At 57.0% G+C, this 19,457-nt stretch carries 22 protein-coding genes; 9 read left to right on the top strand and 13 right to left on the bottom strand.

All coding sequences use genetic code 11. The features are described from left to right. Window positions 1–39 precede the first annotated feature (39 nt). The 4 genes from AADJ11_RS11355 to AADJ11_RS11340 all read right to left on the bottom strand — a co-directional run bounded on the left by AADJ11_RS11355 (window position 40) and on the right by AADJ11_RS11340 (window position 4,546). The gene (locus AADJ11_RS11355; protein WP_341234633.1) at window positions 40–804 is read right to left on the bottom strand and encodes an ABC transporter ATP-binding protein; all 765 of its coding nucleotides are present in this window, start codon (window positions 802–804) and stop codon (window positions 40–42) included. Between the two features lie 12 nt (window positions 805–816). Further along, window positions 817–2,019, bottom strand: a complete 1,203-nt coding sequence (locus tag AADJ11_RS11350; RefSeq protein WP_341234632.1) for a branched-chain amino acid ABC transporter permease — start codon at window positions 2,017–2,019, stop codon at window positions 817–819. A 3-nt stretch (window positions 2,020–2,022) separates the two neighbouring features. Next, a complete protein-coding gene (locus AADJ11_RS11345) occupies window positions 2,023–3,054 on the bottom strand; it encodes a branched-chain amino acid ABC transporter permease (RefSeq protein WP_341234631.1) in 1,032 nt (343 codons plus the stop codon). A 127-nt stretch (window positions 3,055–3,181) separates the two neighbouring features. Beyond that, a complete protein-coding gene (locus tag AADJ11_RS11340; protein ID WP_341234630.1) occupies window positions 3,182–4,546 on the bottom strand; it encodes a substrate-binding protein in 1,365 nt (454 codons plus the stop codon). Between the two features lie 230 nt (window positions 4,547–4,776). Here AADJ11_RS11340 and AADJ11_RS11335 point away from each other — a divergent pair, with 230 nt between their 5' ends. The 5 genes from AADJ11_RS11335 to AADJ11_RS11315 all read left to right on the top strand — a co-directional run bounded on the left by AADJ11_RS11335 (window position 4,777) and on the right by AADJ11_RS11315 (window position 10,775). Then, window positions 4,777–6,075, top strand: coding sequence for a short-chain fatty acyl-CoA regulator family protein (locus AADJ11_RS11335; protein WP_341234629.1), 1,299 nt, complete (start codon window positions 4,777–4,779; stop codon window positions 6,073–6,075). A 119-nt stretch (window positions 6,076–6,194) separates the two neighbouring features. Continuing rightward, on the top strand, window positions 6,195–6,578 hold the full coding sequence (locus AADJ11_RS11330; protein ID WP_341234628.1) for a response regulator: 384 nt from the start codon (window positions 6,195–6,197) through the stop codon (window positions 6,576–6,578). Next, complete coding sequence (locus tag AADJ11_RS11325; RefSeq protein WP_341234627.1) at window positions 6,575–6,847, top strand: hypothetical protein; 273 nt, start codon at window positions 6,575–6,577, stop codon at window positions 6,845–6,847. The genes AADJ11_RS11330 and AADJ11_RS11325 overlap by 4 nt, the downstream gene beginning before the upstream one ends. Beyond that, the gene (locus AADJ11_RS11320; RefSeq protein WP_341234626.1) at window positions 6,847–9,573 is read left to right on the top strand and encodes a sensor histidine kinase; all 2,727 of its coding nucleotides are present in this window, start codon (window positions 6,847–6,849) and stop codon (window positions 9,571–9,573) included. Before AADJ11_RS11325 ends, AADJ11_RS11320 begins: the two co-directional genes overlap by 1 nt. A gap of 119 nt (window positions 9,574–9,692) precedes the next feature. Then, complete coding sequence (locus AADJ11_RS11315) at window positions 9,693–10,775, top strand: FliM/FliN family flagellar motor C-terminal domain-containing protein (RefSeq protein WP_341234625.1); 1,083 nt, start codon at window positions 9,693–9,695, stop codon at window positions 10,773–10,775. Window positions 10,776–10,794: 19 nt separating this feature from the next. Here AADJ11_RS11315 and AADJ11_RS11310 read toward each other — a convergent pair whose 3' ends face one another. From AADJ11_RS11310 to AADJ11_RS11295, 4 genes are all read right to left on the bottom strand, one after another. Then, window positions 10,795–11,220, bottom strand: coding sequence for a TIGR01244 family sulfur transferase (locus AADJ11_RS11310; protein WP_341234624.1), 426 nt, complete (start codon window positions 11,218–11,220; stop codon window positions 10,795–10,797). 8 nt (window positions 11,221–11,228) lie between these two features. Then, on the bottom strand, window positions 11,229–11,660 hold the full coding sequence (locus tag AADJ11_RS11305) for a DUF6691 family protein (RefSeq protein ID WP_341234623.1): 432 nt from the start codon (window positions 11,658–11,660) through the stop codon (window positions 11,229–11,231). A gap of 1 nt (window position 11,661) precedes the next feature. Beyond that, window positions 11,662–12,093 (bottom strand): YeeE/YedE family protein, encoded by a 432-nt coding sequence (locus tag AADJ11_RS11300; RefSeq protein WP_341234622.1) that lies wholly within the window; start codon window positions 12,091–12,093, stop codon window positions 11,662–11,664. Window positions 12,094–12,199: 106 nt separating this feature from the next. Then, on the bottom strand, window positions 12,200–12,439 hold the full coding sequence (locus AADJ11_RS11295) for a hypothetical protein (RefSeq protein ID WP_341234621.1): 240 nt from the start codon (window positions 12,437–12,439) through the stop codon (window positions 12,200–12,202). Window positions 12,440–12,545: 106 nt separating this feature from the next. Between AADJ11_RS11295 and AADJ11_RS11290 the strand changes: the two genes are divergently transcribed. From AADJ11_RS11290 to AADJ11_RS11280, 3 genes are all read left to right on the top strand, one after another. After that, window positions 12,546–12,830 carry a DUF2312 domain-containing protein gene (locus AADJ11_RS11290; RefSeq protein WP_093914748.1) on the top strand — a complete coding sequence of 95 codons (285 nt, stop codon included), beginning with the start codon at window positions 12,546–12,548 and terminating at the stop codon, window positions 12,828–12,830. A 144-nt stretch (window positions 12,831–12,974) separates the two neighbouring features. Continuing rightward, window positions 12,975–14,306, top strand: a complete 1,332-nt coding sequence (gene tig, locus AADJ11_RS11285; protein ID WP_341234620.1) for a trigger factor — start codon at window positions 12,975–12,977, stop codon at window positions 14,304–14,306. Window positions 14,307–14,583: 277 nt separating this feature from the next. Further along, a complete protein-coding gene (locus tag AADJ11_RS11280; protein WP_341234619.1) occupies window positions 14,584–15,150 on the top strand; it encodes an FkbM family methyltransferase in 567 nt (188 codons plus the stop codon). A 34-nt stretch (window positions 15,151–15,184) separates the two neighbouring features. Here the strand turns inward: AADJ11_RS11280 and AADJ11_RS11275 are convergent, their stop codons facing one another. The 4 genes from AADJ11_RS11275 to rpsF form a co-directional block, all read right to left on the bottom strand. Next, complete coding sequence (locus tag AADJ11_RS11275; RefSeq protein ID WP_341235011.1) at window positions 15,185–15,631, bottom strand: lytic transglycosylase domain-containing protein; 447 nt, start codon at window positions 15,629–15,631, stop codon at window positions 15,185–15,187. Window positions 15,632–15,929: 298 nt separating this feature from the next. Continuing rightward, on the bottom strand, window positions 15,930–16,550 hold the full coding sequence (gene rplI / locus AADJ11_RS11270) for a 50S ribosomal protein L9 (protein WP_341234618.1): 621 nt from the start codon (window positions 16,548–16,550) through the stop codon (window positions 15,930–15,932). Window positions 16,551–16,561: 11 nt separating this feature from the next. Beyond that, window positions 16,562–16,789 (bottom strand): 30S ribosomal protein S18, encoded by a 228-nt coding sequence (gene rpsR, locus AADJ11_RS11265; RefSeq protein WP_005852865.1) that lies wholly within the window; start codon window positions 16,787–16,789, stop codon window positions 16,562–16,564. A gap of 29 nt (window positions 16,790–16,818) precedes the next feature. Further along, a complete protein-coding gene (gene rpsF, locus AADJ11_RS11260; protein ID WP_005852867.1) occupies window positions 16,819–17,181 on the bottom strand; it encodes a 30S ribosomal protein S6 in 363 nt (120 codons plus the stop codon). A gap of 324 nt (window positions 17,182–17,505) precedes the next feature. On the opposite strand from rpsF, the gene AADJ11_RS11255 reads away from it, so the two are divergent. Then, window positions 17,506–18,081, top strand: coding sequence for a YceI family protein (locus AADJ11_RS11255; protein ID WP_341234617.1), 576 nt, complete (start codon window positions 17,506–17,508; stop codon window positions 18,079–18,081). 76 nt (window positions 18,082–18,157) lie between these two features. Here the strand turns inward: AADJ11_RS11255 and AADJ11_RS11250 are convergent, their stop codons facing one another. Then, window positions 18,158–19,360, bottom strand: coding sequence for a cytochrome b/b6 domain-containing protein (locus AADJ11_RS11250; protein ID WP_341234616.1), 1,203 nt, complete (start codon window positions 19,358–19,360; stop codon window positions 18,158–18,160). Window positions 19,361–19,457 lie beyond the last annotated feature (97 nt).

Below are 19,457 nucleotides of genomic sequence, written 5' to 3'. Positions count from 1 at the left end.
TTATCCTTACGAGAGGTGCGGGGCAGACCCCGCCCTGCATCATGCGGCGACTTGGGTTTCGCCCAAATACGCTTCGCGGACCTTGGGGTGGCCTTTGATGTTATCGGGGGTGTCTTCGACCAAAGGCGTGCCTTGGGCCAGCACCGTGATCCGTTCGGCCAGTGAGAACACCACATGCATGTCATGTTCGATGATCGCGATGGTGATGTCACGCTCCTCTTTGATCTGTTTCAGTAGATCAATGGTGTTGTTGGTATCGGCGCGCGCCATACCGGCCGTCGGTTCATCCAGCAACAAAAGCCGGGGATCTTGGGCCAGGCACATCGCGATCTCTAGACGGCGTTTGTCACCGCGCGACATAGACGCCGCATGCATGTGACGTTTATCCGCCAGCTTCATCTCGACCAGCATTTCCTCGGCCTTGTCCAACACGTCGCGGTGACTGCCGATGGCGTTATAGCCGTTCATTGCAAATGCCCCGTCGCGCTTGGCAAAGCAGGGGATCAGCATGTTTTCTTGCACGCTCAGATCGCCAAAAATTTCGGGGGTCTGGAACACGCGTGAAATGCCCATCTGGTTGATTTCATAGGGTTTGCGCCCCAGCACCGATTGCCCGTCAAACATGACCGACCCGGTATCGGGGATCAGTTTGCCCACCAGAACGTTCAGCAGGGTGGATTTGCCCGCACCGTTCGGCCCGATGATGGTGTGAACCGAATTTTCAGCGACATTCAGGTTCACATTCCCGAGGGCTTGCAGACCGCCAAAGCGCTTGTTGACGTTTTTGATTTCAAGAATATTCATCGCGTCCGCTCCTTATTCTGCAGGTGTTGTTGTGGTGCCATCAGGCGTTTTAGGGTCGGCTTTCTTGCGTCTAAACAAGTTGCCGATGCGTTGACCGCCTTCGACCAGACCGCCGGGCAGGAAGATCACGACCAGCATGAACAGCAGGCCCAATGTCAGGTGCCAACCTTTGCCCACGAAGGGGTGGATGATCGTGACCATAAAGTTTTCGATGCCGTCGGGCATGAAGGAAAACCAGCCATGCAGAACGTTGTCGTTGATCTTGGAGACGATGTTTTCCATGTACTTGATGAAACCCGCACCCAGGATCGGCCCGATAAGCGTACCTGCACCGCCAAGGATCGTCATCAACACGACCTCACCCGAGGCTGTCCAGAACATGCGTTCCGCGCCCACTTGGGTATCCATCGCCACCAGCAAGCCACCCGCAAGACCGGCATACATGCCCGAGATCACAAAGGCCGCAAGCGTATAGGGTTTGGAGTTGAGACCGGTATAGTTCATCCGCTGCTGGTTTGATTTCACAGCGCGCAACATCATGCCAAGCGGGGACCGGAAGATGCGGATCGACAGGTAAAAGGCGACCAGCATGATGGCAGCGGCGATGTAATAGCCCGCGTTAAAGGTAAATACCCAGTCGCCCAGTTGCAGCTGTGTGCTGGCCTTCATGTCCAGACCGAACAGGTTGGCGCGGGGGGATTGGCCAGCGGGTAATGCCCCGTCCAGAATGCGCGGATCGGTGTATTTTGGCTGCAATCCGGTTTCACCGCCAGTGATTGGCGTCAGAACCGAATAGGCCAACGCATAGGACATTTGTGCAAAGGCCAAGGTCAGGATCGAGAAATAGATGCCCGAGCGGCGCAATGAAATCCACCCCACCAGCAACGAGAACAAGCCCGCCACCAAGACCGAGACCATGATCGCAGGGATCACATTCATCGTCAGCAGCTTCATCATCCAGATGGCCGCATAAGATCCGACACCCAAAAAGGCCGCGTGACCAAAGCTGAGATAGCCGGTCAGGCCGAACAGAATGTTAAAGCCGATGGCAAAGATCCCAAAGATCACCAGACGTTGCATCAGGTCAGGATAGCCCCCGTTGAACTGCGCCATGGCAGAGCCTTCGGGGAAGGGGTTCAGGATGAAGGGGGCAAAGAGGCAAAGCAATGCCACAACAAAGAGGAGGCCCGCGTCTCTTTTTGATAGTCCAAACATGGTTTATTCCTCCATCACGCCTTTGCGGCCCATCAGACCACGGGGACGCGTAAGCAAAATGATGATTGCAACAAGGTAGATGATGATCTGGTTGATGCCTGGGATCAGCTCTAGCACGGCCGACATCGAGGCAAAGCTTTCCAAAATACCAAGCAAGAAGCCCGCCAGCACAGCACCGGGCAGAGAGCCCATGCCGCCGACAACGACCACAACAAAGCTAAGCACCAGAAAATCCATACCCATATGATAATTGGGCGAATTGATCGGCGCGTACATCACACCTGCCAAACCGGCCACGGCCGCAGCGATACCGAACATGATGGTGAACCGTTTATCGATGTTGATGCCCAGCAGGCCAACGGTTTCGCGGTCTGCCATACCGGCGCGCACGACCATCCCAAAGGTGGTGAATTGCAAGAACGCAAACACAGCGCCGATGATCACAGCGGCAAAGCCAAAGTATACCAAGCGCCAGTAGGGATAGATGATGGTGTTGGGATCAAAGCCCAGCATCGCGCCAAAATCAAACGATCCGGCGAACACTGCGGGGGCAGGGGTCGGGATCGGGTTGGCACCGTAGAAGAACTTGATGACCTCTTGCAGCACGATCGCAAGGCCGAATGTCACCAGAATTTGGTCTGCATGGGGGCGCTTGTAGAAATGCTTGATCAGCCCGCGTTCCATGATGAAACCAATGGCAATCATCACGGGGATCGCAAAGAGGATCGACAGCGGCACGGCCCAATCTATGATCGTGTCACCTGCCGTTTGCCCAACGATTTCATGGATATAGGGCACGTCGACCTTCATCGGATTGCCCAAGAAATCCTTGCGCGTGTCATCAATGATGGTGTGGCTGAGGGTTAGGAATTTGCTAAAGGTCACCGCACAGAATGACCCGATCATGAACAACGCACCGTGGGCAAAGTTGACCACGCCCAAGGTGCCGAAAATCAGGGTCAGCCCCAAGGCAATCAGCGCATAGGCGGACCCCTTGTCTAGACCGTTCAATATTTGAAGAAGAATTGCGTCCATGGTCTATCCCATCTGTCACACGTATTGCGCGCCCGAAATCGGGCGAGGTCGCTGTCGGTTGGTACTGCTGTATTAAGTGGTGCTGCGGGGCAGGCGGCGTGGCCCGCCCCGCAAATTTACGGTGCGATTATGCGCCAGCGTTACATGAACCCAGGCTACCGCCTGCGAACTGTTCGTGATCAGGTGCATATGTCACTTGATCGGCTGGTGTAACTTCGACGATTTCCACCAGATCGTATTCGTTTTCTGGGTTTTCTTTACCCTTCACAACGACAACGTCCTTAAAGCACTGGTGGTCATCCGCGCGGTACAATGTTGGACCGTTGCCCATACCGTCGAATTCAAAGCCTTCCAGCGCTTCGACAACCGCACATGGGTTGAACGAACCGGCGCGTGTAACCGCGTCAGCATAAAGCATGGTCTGCACATAGCATGTGTGCGCGGCCTGCGATGGTGGGAAGCCGTATTTGGTGCCAAAGGACTGAACAAAGGCGTTTGTACCAGAGTAGCGCGAACCCAGTTGGTCTTCGAGCTTCCAATCCCAGTTTTGCGAACCAAGGATGCCTTTGATGTTGGCACCCGCACCGCGGGCCATCAGCTCGGAGTAGAGCGGCACAACGATTTCGAACTTCTTGCCGTTGACCATCTTGTCGCGCAGGCCAAACTGAACCGCGTTGGTCAGCGAGTTCACCATGTTCCCGCCGTAGTGGTTCAGAACCAGAACGTCGGCACCGGACTGCAGAACAGGCGCGATATACGCCGAGAAGTCGGTTTGTGTCAGTGGTGTTTTAACCGCGTTCACAGTTTCCCAACCCAAGGCTTCGGTCGAGGAACGAACGGCTTCTTCTGTGGTATAACCCCAGTTGTAGTCGGCAGTCAGGTGATAGGCCTTGCGGTCTTTGCCGTATTCATTGGCAAGGATCGGCGCGAGGGCGGCACCGGACATGTAGGAGTTAAAGAAGTGGCGGAAACCGTTGGCCCGCTTGTCTTTACCCGTCGTGTCGTTGGCGTGGGTCAGACCCGCCATAAAGATAACGCCGGCCTCTTGGCACAGCGCTTGTACGGCCACAGCCACACCGGAGGACGAACCGCCGGAGATCATGACAGCGCCGTCTTTTTCGATCATCGACTTGGCAGACGCGCGCGCCGCGTCAGATTTTGTTTGCGTGTCGCCGGTTACATACTGGACCTTTTTGCCTAAGATGCCCGTGCCGTTCAGCGCCTTGGAGCTGAAGGTTTGCATCATGCCGCCGTCGCCGCCACCGTTCAGGTGCTCGACTGCCAGCTCGAATGCGCGCAGCTCGTCGGCACCTTCGTCAGCGTAGGGGCCAGATTGCGGTACGTTAAAGCCAAGCGTGACCGTGTCGCCCTCGGGGGCGTTGGTATATCCGGCATGTGATGCCGCGCTAAGATACGTCGGCAGTGCAAGGCCAGCGCCGGCTGCGGCACTGGTCTTGATCAGACCACGACGTGTCAAATTAGAAAATGACATTTAATTCCTCCCAATTGTTGAAACCGCGCCATGAATATTTTTTCATGTACACGATGCACAAAGGTGCAAAGACGATATGAGGGGAATATTGAAAACCGATCAATAAGCCCCTTGATAAAAACAATTATTCTGTAAATATATTCGCAAAGTAACTAGTAGGTTTGTAAAGTTTATGATGTTGCATCGCAGAAAGTCGTTGGAATCGTGCGGTAAAATAGGAGCGCATAATCGTGTCTCGTGAGGGTTTGACGGGTAGTCGCATCCGAGAGCGGCGTATCATGGCGGGGCAGAAGCAAGCTGACCTTGCCGCTATTGTTGGTATCTCGGCGAGTTACCTTAATTTAATCGAGCATAATCGCCGTAGAATCGGTGGAAAACTGCTGCTGAACATCGCCTCTGCGCTTGGGGTTGAGCCTACAACGTTGACCGAAGGGGCCGAAGCCGCGCTGATTGCAGCACTGCGCGAGGCAGCGGATGATACCGGGCTCAGCGGGCCAGAGGTGGCGCGCGCGGATGAGTTCGCCGGGCGGTTCCCCGGCTGGGCGGATGTCTTGGCCAATGCGCAACGCCGCATCGCAACATTGGAGCGCACGATCGAGGCGCTGACCGACCGATTGGCCCATGATCCGCATTTGGCCGCATCCATGCATGAATTGCTGACCACAGCGGCGGCCATCCGGTCTACGGCATCTATTCTGGCGGATACCAAAACGCTGGAACCCGAATGGCGGGACCGTTTTCACATTAATATCGACCAAGACAGCAGGCGGCTGGCGGACAGCGCGCAATCTTTGGTCGGATATCTTGAGGCTGACCCCGAAACCACGCCCGCCGCAAGTTCCCCCCAAGAAGAAGTCGAGGCGTTTCTGGCTGCGCACCGGTTCCAGTTTGCCGTGCTTGAACAGGCCGGTCAGGACGAGAACGCCATTCAGAACCTTGCCAACGCCGCGCCCGAGCTGAAAAGCATTGCCGCGCGTCATATTGCGCGCACCGTGCTGCAGCAGGTGGCGACGGATGCAAGTGCCCTGCCGATTGAACGGATCAGGGACGTGATCCGAACCGTTGGCCGTGATCCCATGGCCTTGGCGCAGCATTTGCATCAGCCGGTCGGGCGCGTGCTGCGGCGGATGGCGGCGATGCCTGAACTTGGGGCTGGCCTGCTGGTGTGTGACAGGTCCGGCACGGTGATTTTCCGCAAATCCATCGAAGGTTTCATGGTGCCACGTTTTGGCGCGGGCTGCCCGTTGTGGCCGCTGTTTTCGGTGCTGGGAAATCCCGGCGTGGTGGTCAAGGAAAGGGTGGAGCAGTTGGGCCGCGGCAATGCCGAATTCGACTGCATCGCCGCCTGCGAGGTTCAATCGGTCCACAGCTATAACGCGCAGCCTTTGGTGCAGTCCGTGATGTTGATTTTGCCCGCACAAGGGCTGGCAACCGGACCACGGCTTGAGGTGGGGGCGACCTGCCGTGTCTGCCCGCGCAACAATTGCCCCGCACGCCGTGAACCATCAATTCTGAATGACGGCATGTGATGCGGCAGTTTGGCATCAAACTGGTTTTGACAGTGCCATCAATAAGGTGCATCCTCTGATCCGGTGGCAAAGATTGCTTTTCAAAGGCGACGGGCACCACCACGGGAGGGAAAATACCGATGACAAAGCACGTCGTGCTCGTCGAGGATGAGACAAATATCGCAGAGGCAATCCGCTTTCTGCTGGGCCGCGAAGGCTGGCGCGTCGAGACATTGGCCAACGGGTCATCCGCCGTGGATGTAATCCGCAATGTCTGCCCTGATCTGGTGATGCTTGATGTGATGTTGCCCGGCAAAAGCGGGTTTGAAATCCTCAAGGAATTGCGGGCCGATCCGGCTTTTGTTGATCTGCCGATCCTGATGTTGACCGCACGTGGGCAGGCCCGCGACCGCGAGATGGCCAAAGATGCAGGCGTCAGCCGCTTTATGACAAAGCCGTTTTCGAATGCCGAAATGCTTGAGGCGGTCCATTCTTTGACAGCGACAACCCCAACCGCATCATGAGCAACCGGCCCGGATCGCCCCTGTTTCTGGCCCGGCGCAGCTATCGGTTTCGCCGGCTGATGGACGCGGTGCGATTGCTGCCGGTGCTTGCCCTCGCATTCTGGATGGTGCCGCTGTTATGGCCGGTGCCGGATGGGGCCGCTGACCCGGTGATTACAACGTCACACGCGCTGCGCTATATCTTTGGCGTCTGGCTGGGCATGATCTTGTTGGCCCTGTTTCTGTGGCGTCGCACCGCGCGCAAGATCGCGCAAGAAAACCAAAGCTGATGGTGTCGCTGAACCAACTGATTGCGGTGTGCCTGCTGTATGTGGTGGGCCTGTTTGCCGTCGCCTTTGCGGCGGAGCGGGCGGCGATCAAGGGGCGGGGCGATTGGCTGCTGCGTTCGCCGCTGGTTTATACGCTGTCCCTGTCGATTTATTGCACCGGTTGGACGTTTTATGGGGCCGTTGGATATGCCGCCCGGTCGGGGCTGGAATATGTGACGATCTATCTTGGCCCTAGTCTGGTTCTGATCGGCTGGTGGTGGTTGCTGCGCCGCTTGGTGCGCATCGGGCGCTCGCACCGCGTGACATCGGTCGCCGATCTTATTTCCTCGCGCTATGGGAAGTCCAACCTGCTGGCCATTTTGGTGACGGTCATGGCTGTTATTGGCGTAACTCCCTATATTGCCCTTCAATTGCAATCGGTTACGCTGTCTTTGTCGATTTTTGCGGCACCGTCCAATCTGGCAGATGGCGCGACTGATCCGATCAACACGGCGCAGGCGGCGTTTTGGGTGGCCGTGGGGCTGGCGCTGTTTACGGTGCTGTTCGGCACACGAAACCTGAACGTCAATGAACGCCACCACGGCGTGGTGATCGCCATCGCGGTCGAGGCGATTGTAAAGCTGTTGGCCCTGATTGCGGTCGGCATCTTTGTGGTCTGGGGCCTTGCGGGCGGCCTGACCGAGGCGATGGCCCAGATCGACCGGTCGGACATTGGCGTATGGCAGGTGGATGGCGGACGCTGGGCGACGCTAACCTTGCTGGCCGCGGCGGCGTTGATCTGCCTGCCACGGATGTTTCAGGTGTTGGTGGTCGAAAACGATGACGAACGTCATCTGCAAATCGCCAGTTGGGCCTTTCCGCTGTACCTGATGATGATGAGCCTGTTTGTCGTGCCCATTGCCGTGGTGGGCCTTGATCTGCTGCCCGAGGGGTCGAACCCCGATTTGTTCGTGCTGAGCTTGCCGCTTAGTCAGGGCCAGAACAATCTGGCGATGCTGGCTTTTCTGGGCGGGTTTTCATCGGCCACCTCGATGGTGATCGTGGCGACGCTCGCCCTTTCAACTATGGTCAGCAACCATATCGTCATGCCGATCTGGTTGGCGTTCGGGCAGGGGACCGTGCAGCAATCGGGTGATGTACGCCATGTGGTGATCCTGTCGCGGCGGCTGTCGATCCTGTTCATTATCGCCCTTGGATATTCCTATTACCGCGCCTCTGGCGGCAGCGGAGCCTTGGCGGCTATCGGGACGATTTCCTTTGGCGGGGTCGCGCAGTTTCTGCCGGTCTTGTTGGGCGGTGTATTTTGGCGCGGGGCGACGCGCACAGGGGCGGTGTTCGGGCTGTGCATCGGTTTTGCCGTGTGGATATTTACGATGCTTTTGCCCAGCTTTGGCCCGGGCGCTGTCCTGTCCGCCCAAACTTTTGAGCAAGGGTTGCTGGGCCTGTCGTGGCTGCGGCCAGAAGCGCTGTTCGGGCTCAGAGGGTTGGACCCCACCGTGCATGCCGTGATCTGGAGCCTGTCGTTGAACACGCTGGCCTTTATCCTAGGGTCGCTGGTCAGCTTCCCCACCCCGATGGAACGCCTACAGGGTGCGCAATTCGTCAACATTTTTGACCACTCAAGCCCCGCGCGCGGTTGGACCGCCTCCGAGGCCGGGACCGAAGACCTGATGATCATGGCGCAGCGAATCCTTGGCCCCAGCGAGGCGCAGGCGTTCTTTCGCGCGCAGGCCCGGTTGCAGGAAAAAGCCGAAGGATTGCCCGAACCGACGCCGCGCTTTGTTCAGGCGTTGGAGCGGGAGCTTGCCGCATCTGTAGGGGCCGCGACGGCCCATGCGATGGTGGCCCAGCTGGTGGGTGGGGCGTCCGTTTCCGTGCGCGATCTGCTGGCGGTGGCGGACGAATCCGCGCAAATGTTGGAATATTCCAGCCAGCTCGAGATCAAATCGCGCGAACTGTCTGATACCGCAGAAAAACTGCGCAGCGCCAATGACAAGCTGACCCAGCTTTCGCACCAAAAAGACAGCTTTCTAAGCCAGATCAGCCATGAATTGCGCACGCCCATGACGTCGATCCGGTCGTTTTCGGAAATCCTCCGCGATGCACAGGCGTTGAGCGCGGAGGAAAAGACCCGCTATGCGTCGATTATCCACTCTGAAACCATCCGATTGACGCGGTTGCTGGACGATCTGCTGGGGCTGTCGGTGCTTGAGAACGGTGCTGTCACGCTGAACCGGCAACGCGGGTCGTTGCGCGACGTGTTGGACCTTGCGGTAACCACGGGCAAGGCGGCCAATTCTGGCGCGATAGAGATCATCCGTGACGCAGACAGCGAAGATGTGATGCTTGAAACCGACCTCGACCGGCTGGCGCAGGTGTTTATTAACCTCATTACCAACGCGCAAAAATATTGCGTGGCAGAGATGCCCGAACTGCGGATCAGCGTCACGCGCCTTGAGGAGTATGTCGCGGTAGATTTTGTCGATAATGGTGCCGGCATTGATCCGGCCTCGCGCGCGTTGATATTTGAGAAATTCAGCCGTGTGCCGGGGCAGGGCGGTGAAGGGGCTGGGCTTGGCCTTGCTATTTGCCGCGAAATTATCACGCGGTTACAAGGAGATATCGTCTATCTCGCTGATGGCCCCGGCACCGGTTTTCGCGTGACGCTGCCCATTGGATCGCAGAGCGACGCCACCGACAATAATGAAGTTGCCGCGTCTGCATAAAGGTCATCTTTACGATTAACCGTTTACACCTTCCCTAAAGGGGTCTGAGTACGGCGGAGTATGCAGTGACAGAGCAGCAACAATCAGCGATGCGGCGAAAGACGCAGGCGGGACGGGCTATGCACCAGTCGCGCACTGTTTCTGTGCTTCGGGCGCTGCGGCTGAGCATGTCCAAGGTCGGCCAGGATCTGTTTGAATTACCATTGGCCGTGTTGGGGGCCACGCAAGACGTCGTTGGCAATGATGCCTGTGCTGGGGTGTTTGACGAAGACCAGTTGATGGTGTTGCTTGACGGGCCTGCGGGGGCGCGCGGTGCGGCGATGGTGGATGCTGCCTTTGTTGGGGGGCTGATCCAACAGCAAACGATGGGGACGGTGCAGCCGTTCAACGCCGACGGTCCGCCCCGTATCATGACGACCACGGATGCGTCTTTGATCGAACCGTTTCTGAACACGCTTTTGGAACGGGCGGCCCCCTTGCCCCAAATCGAAGAGGAACGGCAGCTGATGGCCGGATTCAAATTCGGGGCCAAGGCGCAAAACCTGCGTTTGCTGATGCTGGCGCTAGAGGATGACGCGTATCACATCCTGCGCCTGACCCTTGATCTGGCCCAAGGCGCACGGCAGGGCGAACTGCTGCTGTGTTTGCCCGTGCCCAAACCGCCGCCAAAGATCGCCGATCCGGATGCGGCGGAGGAAGAAGAGGTCGTTGACGAAGGCAGCAAAACCCTATGCGAGAATGTGCTGTCGCTGAAAGCCAACCTGATCGTGTCGCTGACCCAGCTCCAACTGCCCATTCGGGTGGCTGGGGCTTTGCAAGTGGGGCAGGTGCTTGAGCTGGGGCGCGTCAGCTTTGCGGATGCACAAGTCAGAACGCTGGAAGGGCGGATTGTGGGGCATGGCGTGCTAGGCCAGCGCGATGGCATGCGCGCCTTGCGGGTCAAACACCGGGCAAAAAAACGCGAGACTCTGCTGCGGCGATCATCTGATGCCGGGGCGTTGCGGGCCGAAGCGGCGCAAGATGCCCAATTTGACGACTTTTATAGCGTTCAGGACCTGCCTGCTGTAGCGGGCCAAGCCGGCGATGCACCAGCTAGGCCCGATACTGACGTCGATTTTGCCACCGCACCCATGCCCGATCTGTCGGATTTACCGGGATTCGAGGATGACGCCAATAGTACACCGGACGCGATGGGCCAGTAATACGGGCTGATCTGGCTGCTTATGCGTAGTTGGTGCTTAGGATGCCGCGCATATGGGACAGATCATATCCGCCCTTACTGGCCGCTTCGATCAGATCATCCGCAGGAACCTCGCCCGCCTGACCAAGGGCCCAAGCGATTGTCGACCGTGTACCCGACGCGCAATAGGCCAGAACGGTCTCGTCCTCAGCCCCCGCACCGATTGCGCGGTTGTTGGCAATAACGTCTGGCGTCATCGTCTGGTGGGTCAGCGGTTGGAACGCAAATTTGATCCCGGCGGCTTCGGCGGCCGCCTTGATCGCCTCGTGCTGATGGCTTGGCGGTACTTCGGCATCGGGGCGGTTGCATAGGATCAAGGTAATGCCTGCCTCGCGGATCGCGGCCATGTCGGACGGATCAATCTGCGGGGAAGCAAAGAAGCGGGGGGTGATTTGGCGCATATCCATGGCTTGATTTAACCAGCTGCGGGTTTGCTGTCCAGCAATGCCGAGACTTTGGGCGCGATTAACATGCCCACCAGCATTGCTGCGAAAAAGACCAAGCCACCAATGCCGCCAAAGCTAAGCGATGCCAGTGCCGGACCCGGGCAAAGACCGACCAACCCCCAACCCATGCCGAACAGGACGGCACCGACAATCAGACGGCGGTCAAACTTGGCCTCGGGGCGGGCAGGGAAGTCGCCGCCAACCAGCGGTTTACGGTCGCGCGTCATCGCCCATGCGATGGCCATCGGTATAATCGCACCGCCCATAACAAAGGCCAGTGTCGGGTCCCAACTGCCGAAAAAATCAAGAAACCCCTGCACCTTAACGGTGTTGGTCATGTCAGCGATATAAAGACCAATGCCAAACAACGCACCGGACAAAACAGCAATCATATTCCGCATCTTACAGTCCCCCCATCATGGAGCGCAGGGCAACAACCATTACCGCACCAGCAAATATATAGATCAAAGTGGCCACAATTCCGCGCGGTGACAGCCGCGAGATGCCGCAAACCCCATGGCCGGACGTACAGCCGTTGCCGACGCGCGTACCGATGCCAACCAGCAGCCCGGCCACGACGATGAGCAGCCAGTTGTCGGTCAGGTTTGTCGTTGCGGGGCGGCCGGAAAAGTAGATCAACAGGGCAGGTGCAAGGATAAGCGCCGCGATAAAGCTGATCCGTTCGATCCAAGTATTGCGGCCAGAGCCGTCAACCAGCCCGCCGATGATACCGCTGGCCCCCATGATGCGCCCGTTGCCCAATAGGTAAACAGCGCCCGCGCATCCAATAATCAGGCCGCCCACCAGCCCCCAAATCCATTCGATTTCAATCATGTCATTCCCGTTCACACAAAAGGAGGGGCCGCGTCGGCGACCCGTGTTAACAGAATACATAAAGATTATTGAATATGTTTCAAGCTCTAATGCGCGGGCCGCGAAATTAGCCCAGCATAATACCGATCACGACCATCATCAGACCGATGACTGACAGAAACAGCGCACCAAGGTTCAGCGGCAGCGCTTTTTGCAAAACGGCGCGCATTTCGTCCTCGGGCAGGTTGGCGCGTTTTGCCCGCATCACGGTGACGATACACCAGACAAGGCCAAAGAATCCCACCAGCGAGATCACAGCGCCGGACCAGATTAGAATGTCGAACAATGATGTTGATGCGTTTTCCATGCGGCGCGGGCTATCTCAATTGGCAAGGTATCGCAAGTGTGGCTTGCGGCAGGGCAGGTGCGGCGTTAGTCAGGGCGCTGACCCATTCCAGACACAGGACCCCGCAATGAGCGACAGTGCCACCAACCCCGAATCCGCCGACGTCGTTGGCGATGCAACCTACCGCGTGACCGCAAACGAGCTTCGTCAGTTTGTGGAGCGGATCGAACGCCTTGATTCCGAAAAGAAAGATCTGGCCGAGCAGCAAAAAGAGGTCATGGCCGAAGCAAAATCGCGCGGTTACGACACCAAAGTGCTGCGCAAAGTCATCTCCTTGCGCAAACGCGACAAAGACGACATCGCCGAAGAAGAAGCGGTTCTTGAAATGTACAAAGAAGCGCTCGGAATGTGATTGGGGCTTGGTTTGGCGGGTTTTATTCCCTGCCAGTCCGGGCCCAACCCAAATCCGCTTGCGCCCAAGCGCAGGCCCAAATAGAAGAGCGGAAATTTTTCCGCCCGCGCCGATTATAGCGCGGCCTTACCCTATGGAGCAAACATGCAGGTCAACGAGACGCTGAACGAAGGTCTGAAACGCGGCTATGCCATCACTGTGACAGCAGCTGAGCTGGAGGCCAAGGTCAACGAAAAGCTGGCCGAAGCACAGCCCGAAGTCGAAATGAAGGGCTTTCGCAAAGGTAAAGTACCTATGGCGCTGCTGAAAAAGCAGTTCGGCCAAAAGGTCATGGGCGAAGCGATGCAAGAAGCCATCGATGGTGCCATGCAAGAGCATTTCGAAAAGTCCGGCGATCGCCCCGCGATGCAGCCCGATGTGAAAATGTCCAACGAAGACTGGAAAGAAGGCGACGACGTCGAGGTCACAATGACCTATGAAGCGCTGCCAGAGATTCCTGACGTTGATCTGACATCCATCAAGCTGGATAAAATGGTCGTCAAAGCCGACGATGCCGCCGTTGAAGAAGCGCTGGCAAACCTGGCCGAGACCGCGCAAGATTTTGAATCGCGCAAAGCGGGCACAAAAGCCAAAGACGGCGACCAGATCGTGTTTGATTTCCTGGGCAAAGTTGACGGCGAAGCGTTCGACGGCGGTGCCGCCGAGGATTATCCTTTGGTACTGGGGTCCAATTCCTTCATCCCCGGCTTTGAAGAGCAGCTGGTTGGTGTTGTTGTGGGCGAAGAAAAAGACGTTACTGTTTCTTTCCCTGATGATTACCAAGCGCCGAACCTTGCGGGCAAAGAAGCCGTGTTTGAATGCAAAGTCAAAGACGTTAAAAAGCCTGTTGCCGCCAAGATCGACGACGAGCTGGCAACCAAGTTTGGCGCAGAAGACTTGGCCGGTTTGAAAACACAAATCGCCGAACGTCTGGAAGCCGAATACATGGGTGCATCGCGCGCTGTCATGAAGCGCGGCCTGTTGGACGAGCTGGACAAACTGGTCAGCTTTGATCTGCCACCGTCCTTGCTGGACGCCGAAGCAGGTCAGATCGCGCACCAGCTGTGGCACGAAGACAACCCTGATGTTCAGGGCCATGACCACCCAGAGATCGAAACCACAGAAGAGCACAAGACATTGGCCGCACGCCGCGTTCGTCTGGGCCTGCTGTTGGCAGAACTGGGTCAGAAAGCCGAAGTTCAGGTATCTGACGCCGAGATGACACAAGCGATCATGAACCAGGCACGTCAGTACCCGGGTCAAGAACGCCAGTTCTTTGAATTCGTTCAGCAAAACCAGCAAATGCAACAGCAGCTGCGCGCGCCGTTGTTTGAAGACAAAGTCGTTGACTATGTGTTCGAACAGGCGACATTGAACGAAAAAGAAGTGTCCAAAGAAGACCTTCAAAAAGCTGTTGAAGCGCTGGAAGACGAATAAGTCGTCCTTTCAAGCTAGGTGAAGAAAAAGGCCGTCCCGCTTGGGGCGGCCTTTTTCGTTAGAATGCAGGCGGTTGATCTGCTCTACTGGCCCAATCGCAGCGGTTGCTGCTAGATGGGGGACAGTTGAGAACGTGTCGGATGAAACCAACAACAAAGCGCGCCGCGCAGCAAAAGCCCAACACCCTTTGAGCGATGAAGAACGCAAGGCTCGCCGGCGCGCAAAACGGAATTTGCGCCATGCCGAGGCCATGGGTTTTCTCAAGGGGGTGACTGCCATGTTGAAACCTGGGGATCTGGCGATGGATTGCGGTGCCAATGTGGGGGTTGTGTCCGCTTTGCTGGCCGACACCGGCGCCGATGTGATCAGCTATGAACCCGACCCTTACGCCTTTGAACAGCTGACAACAGCGATGAAGGACCGCAGCAACGTGCAGCTTGTAAACGCGGCGGTGGGGGCGACGGCAGGCACTGTCCGGCTGATGCGCGCTGAAAACTTCGAGGAGAATATGAAAGGGGCATCGGTTAAGAGTACGATTGTCGATGGCGGACGTATGATCGACTCGGACAATTACATTGATGTTGCGCTGCTGGATTTCCTAAAGATCATCGCGGCTGAAATCGAGAAGCGCGGCGAGATCGCGTTTGTGAAGATGGACATCGAAGGGGCCGAGCTTGACCTGCTTGAGGCAATGGACGCCGCTAACTTGATCGAGGGGATCCGATGTCTGGTCGTCGAAACCCATGAACGCAAATTCGCCGATCTAAGGCCGAGGTTCCGCGCGCTGCGAGAAAAGTTTGCGGAGAAGTATCCTGCCCGGCAGGTCAACCTGGATTGGATTTGAACTCAGGGTCGACCGTCGCCGTGATACGCTGTTGCTAGGACCGCAGCCCCGTCTCGGTCAGCATGCCGCGTTTTTTCGCCTCAAAGTAATAGCCGCGGGCGTACCATTTGATTGCGGTGTCGTGATCGCCGTCTGCCAGCAGCCATGCCCCGCGCAGATATTTCACACCGTATTTCAGATTCACATCAGGGTTCAGCAAGTCGCCAGTGCTGCCCTGAAACCCCATGCCGCGCGCTGTGGCGGGGAGTATCTGCAACAGGCCGTAGTAGGGGCCGTTGCGGGCCTCTGGGCGGTGTGTGCTTTCCCTGATCGCTAGGCGGTGCACCAGCGGGCGGGGCACGTCGTAAAAATCGGCCCATTTATTGATGAGACCGCGCAGTTCCGGTGTTTCATTTGGGTGGAGCTGCATTCTGGGGGCGTCGGGGGATACCGTCGCGGAGTTGCTTGAACAGGCGGCGAGGCCGGCGCTGCACAAAAGCATCTGGCACAAAAGGCGGCGTGATAGGACTGTCATCTGGAAACTCTGATTTTTGCTTGGGAAACACTACAATGGTTGAGGTGTCTCGCAACCTTGACGGTCTTGCATGGGCAGAGGGGCGCCGAAACGGCTTGGCATAAGCGTAGAAGCGCAGATGTGGGGGCAGCAGCGTGCAGAATTTGCTTTGGTGGCGGCGATTCTATCGAGGAGCGGACGCGGTGCATAAACCGGCCCTACCAAATGAAAACGCCGCCCCCGGCAATGCGGGGACGGCGCTAAATCGTCTAGGGCGTTAAGAGACTTAAGCTTTCGCTTCGTCGTCGTCTTGCGCTTCAACAGCTTCGGCCAGATCTTCGTCGTCGTTCGCGGCAGAGCCGATATCATCGAACAATTCGGAAATCTCGAACTCGGCTGCGGCTTCTTCTTCCGCTGCCAGTTCTTGGATCGACTTGCCTGCCGCCTGAAGCTCGGCCTCTTCAGGGGAACGTGCAACGTTCAGCTGAATGGTGGCTTCGACTTCGGGGTGCAGAACGACTGTTACGTCGTGCAGGCCCAGATCTTTGATCGGGTTGCGCAGAACGACCTGCTTGCGGTCGACTGTGAAGCCCTCGGCGGTTGCAACTTCGGCGGCGTCACGTGTTGTAACGGAACCGTACAAAGCACCCGAATCGGAAGCGGAACGAATAACAACGAACTGCTGACCGTTCAGCTTGTCCGACATTGCTTCGGCTTCTTTTTTGGTCTCGAGGTTTTGCGCCTCAAGCTGTGCTTTCTGGCCTTCAAAGGCTTCGATGTTGGCTTTGGAAGCCGACAGCGCTTTGCCTTGTGGCAGCAGATAGTTGCGTGCGTAGCCGGGCTTTACGTCCACGACTTCGCCCATTTGACCAAGCTTGGCCACACGTTCCAGAAGGATAACTTGCATGTGCTTTCTCCTTACTTAACGGCGTAGGGCAGCAAGGCGAGGAAGCGGGCGCGTTTGATGGCACGGGCCAATTCACGCTGCTTTTTCGCAGAAACTGCTGTGATACGGGATGGAACGATTTTGCCACGCTCAGAGATGTAGCGCTGCAGCAGACGTGTGTCTTTGTAATCGATTGCCGGTGCGTTGTCGCCCGAGAAGGGGCAGACTTTACGACGGCGGAAAAATGGTTTTGCGGCCATGGTTTATGTCCTTTCTTTCAAGCTGATGATCAACGGCGCTCGCGGCGTTCGCCGCGCTCGGGGCGTTCGTCACGTTTTTGCATTTGAACGGATGGCAGTTCTTTATGCTCATCAACTTTGATGGTCAGAACGCGCATGACGTCATCGTGCAAACGCATCAGACGTTCCATTTCCTGAACGGCGGTTGCAGGTGCATCCGAACGCAGGAAGGCATAGTGGCCCTTGCGGTTTTTGTTGATCTTATAGGCCATCGTTTTGACGCCCCAGTATTCGCTGTCGACGAGCTTGCCGTCGTTGTCAGCCAAAACTGTGCCAAAATGTTCGATAAGGCCTTCTGCTTGCGTGTTGGACAAGTCCTGACGCGCAATCATAACATGCTCATAAAGCGGCATGTGCACTCCTATTTATATCAAGGCGCATTTCATAGGTAGGGCATGAGCGTTTTGCGGCCCCACCACGAGAGTCTGCGCGGTTCAAAAGATGATGCAAAACGAAGGGTCGATATACACGGTTTGGCGTATAGGGCAAGGGGCAATGCGCTGTGTCAAAAGGGTGTGATTGACCGCCGTCGCTATCACGGATCAAAAACCACTGTGCTATGCCCATTGTGCGCGCAACTGTTCATTCTTGCGCAGACAGTGTTTGCCCTTGCTGGGTTGCCTACCGCCGTAATTGCGCCATTTAGTCCTTATGACAATCCAACCGGAGTATTTATCATGACTTTCAAATCCATCCTGCTTGCCACGGCCCTGACGTTGGGTGCCACATCCGCCTTTGCCGCCGAAAAATATGTTCTGGACGCCAGCCACAGCCAGATCGTTTTCACCTATAACCACCTTGGTTTTTCCACAACGACCGGCATGTACAGCGGTTTTGACGGCGAAATCATGCTGGACGAGGCAGAGCCTGCGAATTCTTCTGTCACCGTGTCCTTTCCGGTTATGGACATGATCACCGGCTGGCAGCCGCGCACCGATCACTTTATGTCCCCTGACTTTTTCGGCGCAGCCGAAGGTGACATGGTGACATTCACGTCGACAGGTATCGAAGTGACGGGCGAGAAAACCGGCCTGATCACCGGCGATCTGACCATGAACGGCGTGACGAAATCGGTCGTTCTGGATGCCAAGCTGAACCAAATGGGTGATCACCCGATGGCGGGCAAGCCTTGGGCCGGTTTCGACGCAACAACAACGGTTCTGCGCTCTGACTACAACCTTGGCAAATTCGCGCCTTTCGTGAGCGACGAAGTCAGCATCAACATCTCCATCGAGGCAATGAAAGCAGACTAAGCTTTTCAGCCAACTGGTAGAAATGAAAACGCCGGGGTTAGCGCCCCGGCGTTTTTTTTGTTTGGCGGCAGGCCGCTTATTGCGCGGGGCGGGTTGCCGTGAGGTTGATATCAATGGTGACATCAAACGCCAGTGTGGAGGCATCGGTTACGCTTTGACCGATGGCAAAGGCGCGTCTGTCCAAGGTTGTCGTGCTTTGCATCTGCGCGGTGTCGCCATCTACCGTTAGGGTAAAGGGCAGGGACACAGGTACAGACTGGTCCTTGATGGTGAGTGTGCCATCGGCAAGGTAATCGCCATTGGTTACCGTGATCTCGGCCGCAAATGTGGCAGTGGGGAAGTTTTCAGCGTTGAAAAAGTCAGCGCCCATTGCCTGATCCGTGACCGACCCGAGGGTGAGCGAGGGGATCGAGATTGTCGTCGTGACGTTGCCCGCCTTGCCCTCGGTTACCGTTTCGTCAAAGGAAATGGACGAGGTCCAATCGGTAAAGCTGCCCTCGACCGCCGAACCGAACTGGCTGACGGTGATGCCGATTGTGCCATCCTGAACCGTCCATTCCGATGCAACCTGTGCCAAAGCGGGGGCAGGGGCCGCGCCTCCATTCCCGCCTGAGAGGCCCAAGCCAGCACCAGTGGCCACAGTGGCCAGCCAGACCGCCGCGGCGGCCAGCACCGGTGCGCTGCTGTGGTGTTGGGCGGGCATGGGGCCGATGGGCGGTTCGCCCGGCAACATCCGCCGCAGGGTCGAATCGCGATCAATAAAGTGGTGCTTCAGCGCGCCAGCGACGTGCAAAAGCAACGCAATAATAAGCACTTTGCCAGAAATCACGTGAACGGAGCCAAACAGGTGTTCGATCTGCGTGCTTTTGGAAACCAGCGGAAGATTTTGGCCGAAAGGCCACCAGATGGGGGCAAAACCCGATGCGGCTGCGTGGCTGATCCAGCCTGCCAGCGGCACAATCACGAGTGATGCGTACAGCACCCAATGCACAGTTTCCGCCAGCCAGCTTTCCAGCTTTTTATCCGCGTTCAGCAGCCCCGGTTTGGGTTGGCTTATGGCCCAGATAATCCGTGCCAGCGCCACAAAAAACACCGAAACACCCATGGTTTTATGGATCGAGAAGAACCACGCTTTTTGCGTCAACTGGTCTTGGGTCTCATAGGGTAAATCCTCGGCGAACATGCCAGACCCGATCAAAGCGATGATCAGTAAAGCCGTCAGCCAGTGAAAAAACTTTGTGACGCCGCCGTAGCGGATTGCGGTGTTGCTAATGGCCATTTGGGTCTCCGGGTTATGGGGGTATAGTTTACGTCAAAGCGGTGCGCGGCGGCAATTACGGATATGCGCACAGGGTCGGTGCAGGCTTGTTTGCGCT

This window comes from uncultured Sulfitobacter sp. (genome assembly GCF_964021855.1).
Classification (GTDB): Bacteria; Pseudomonadota; Alphaproteobacteria; order Rhodobacterales; family Rhodobacteraceae; genus Sulfitobacter.
This window is presented reverse-complemented; position numbering and strand designations above follow the sequence as displayed.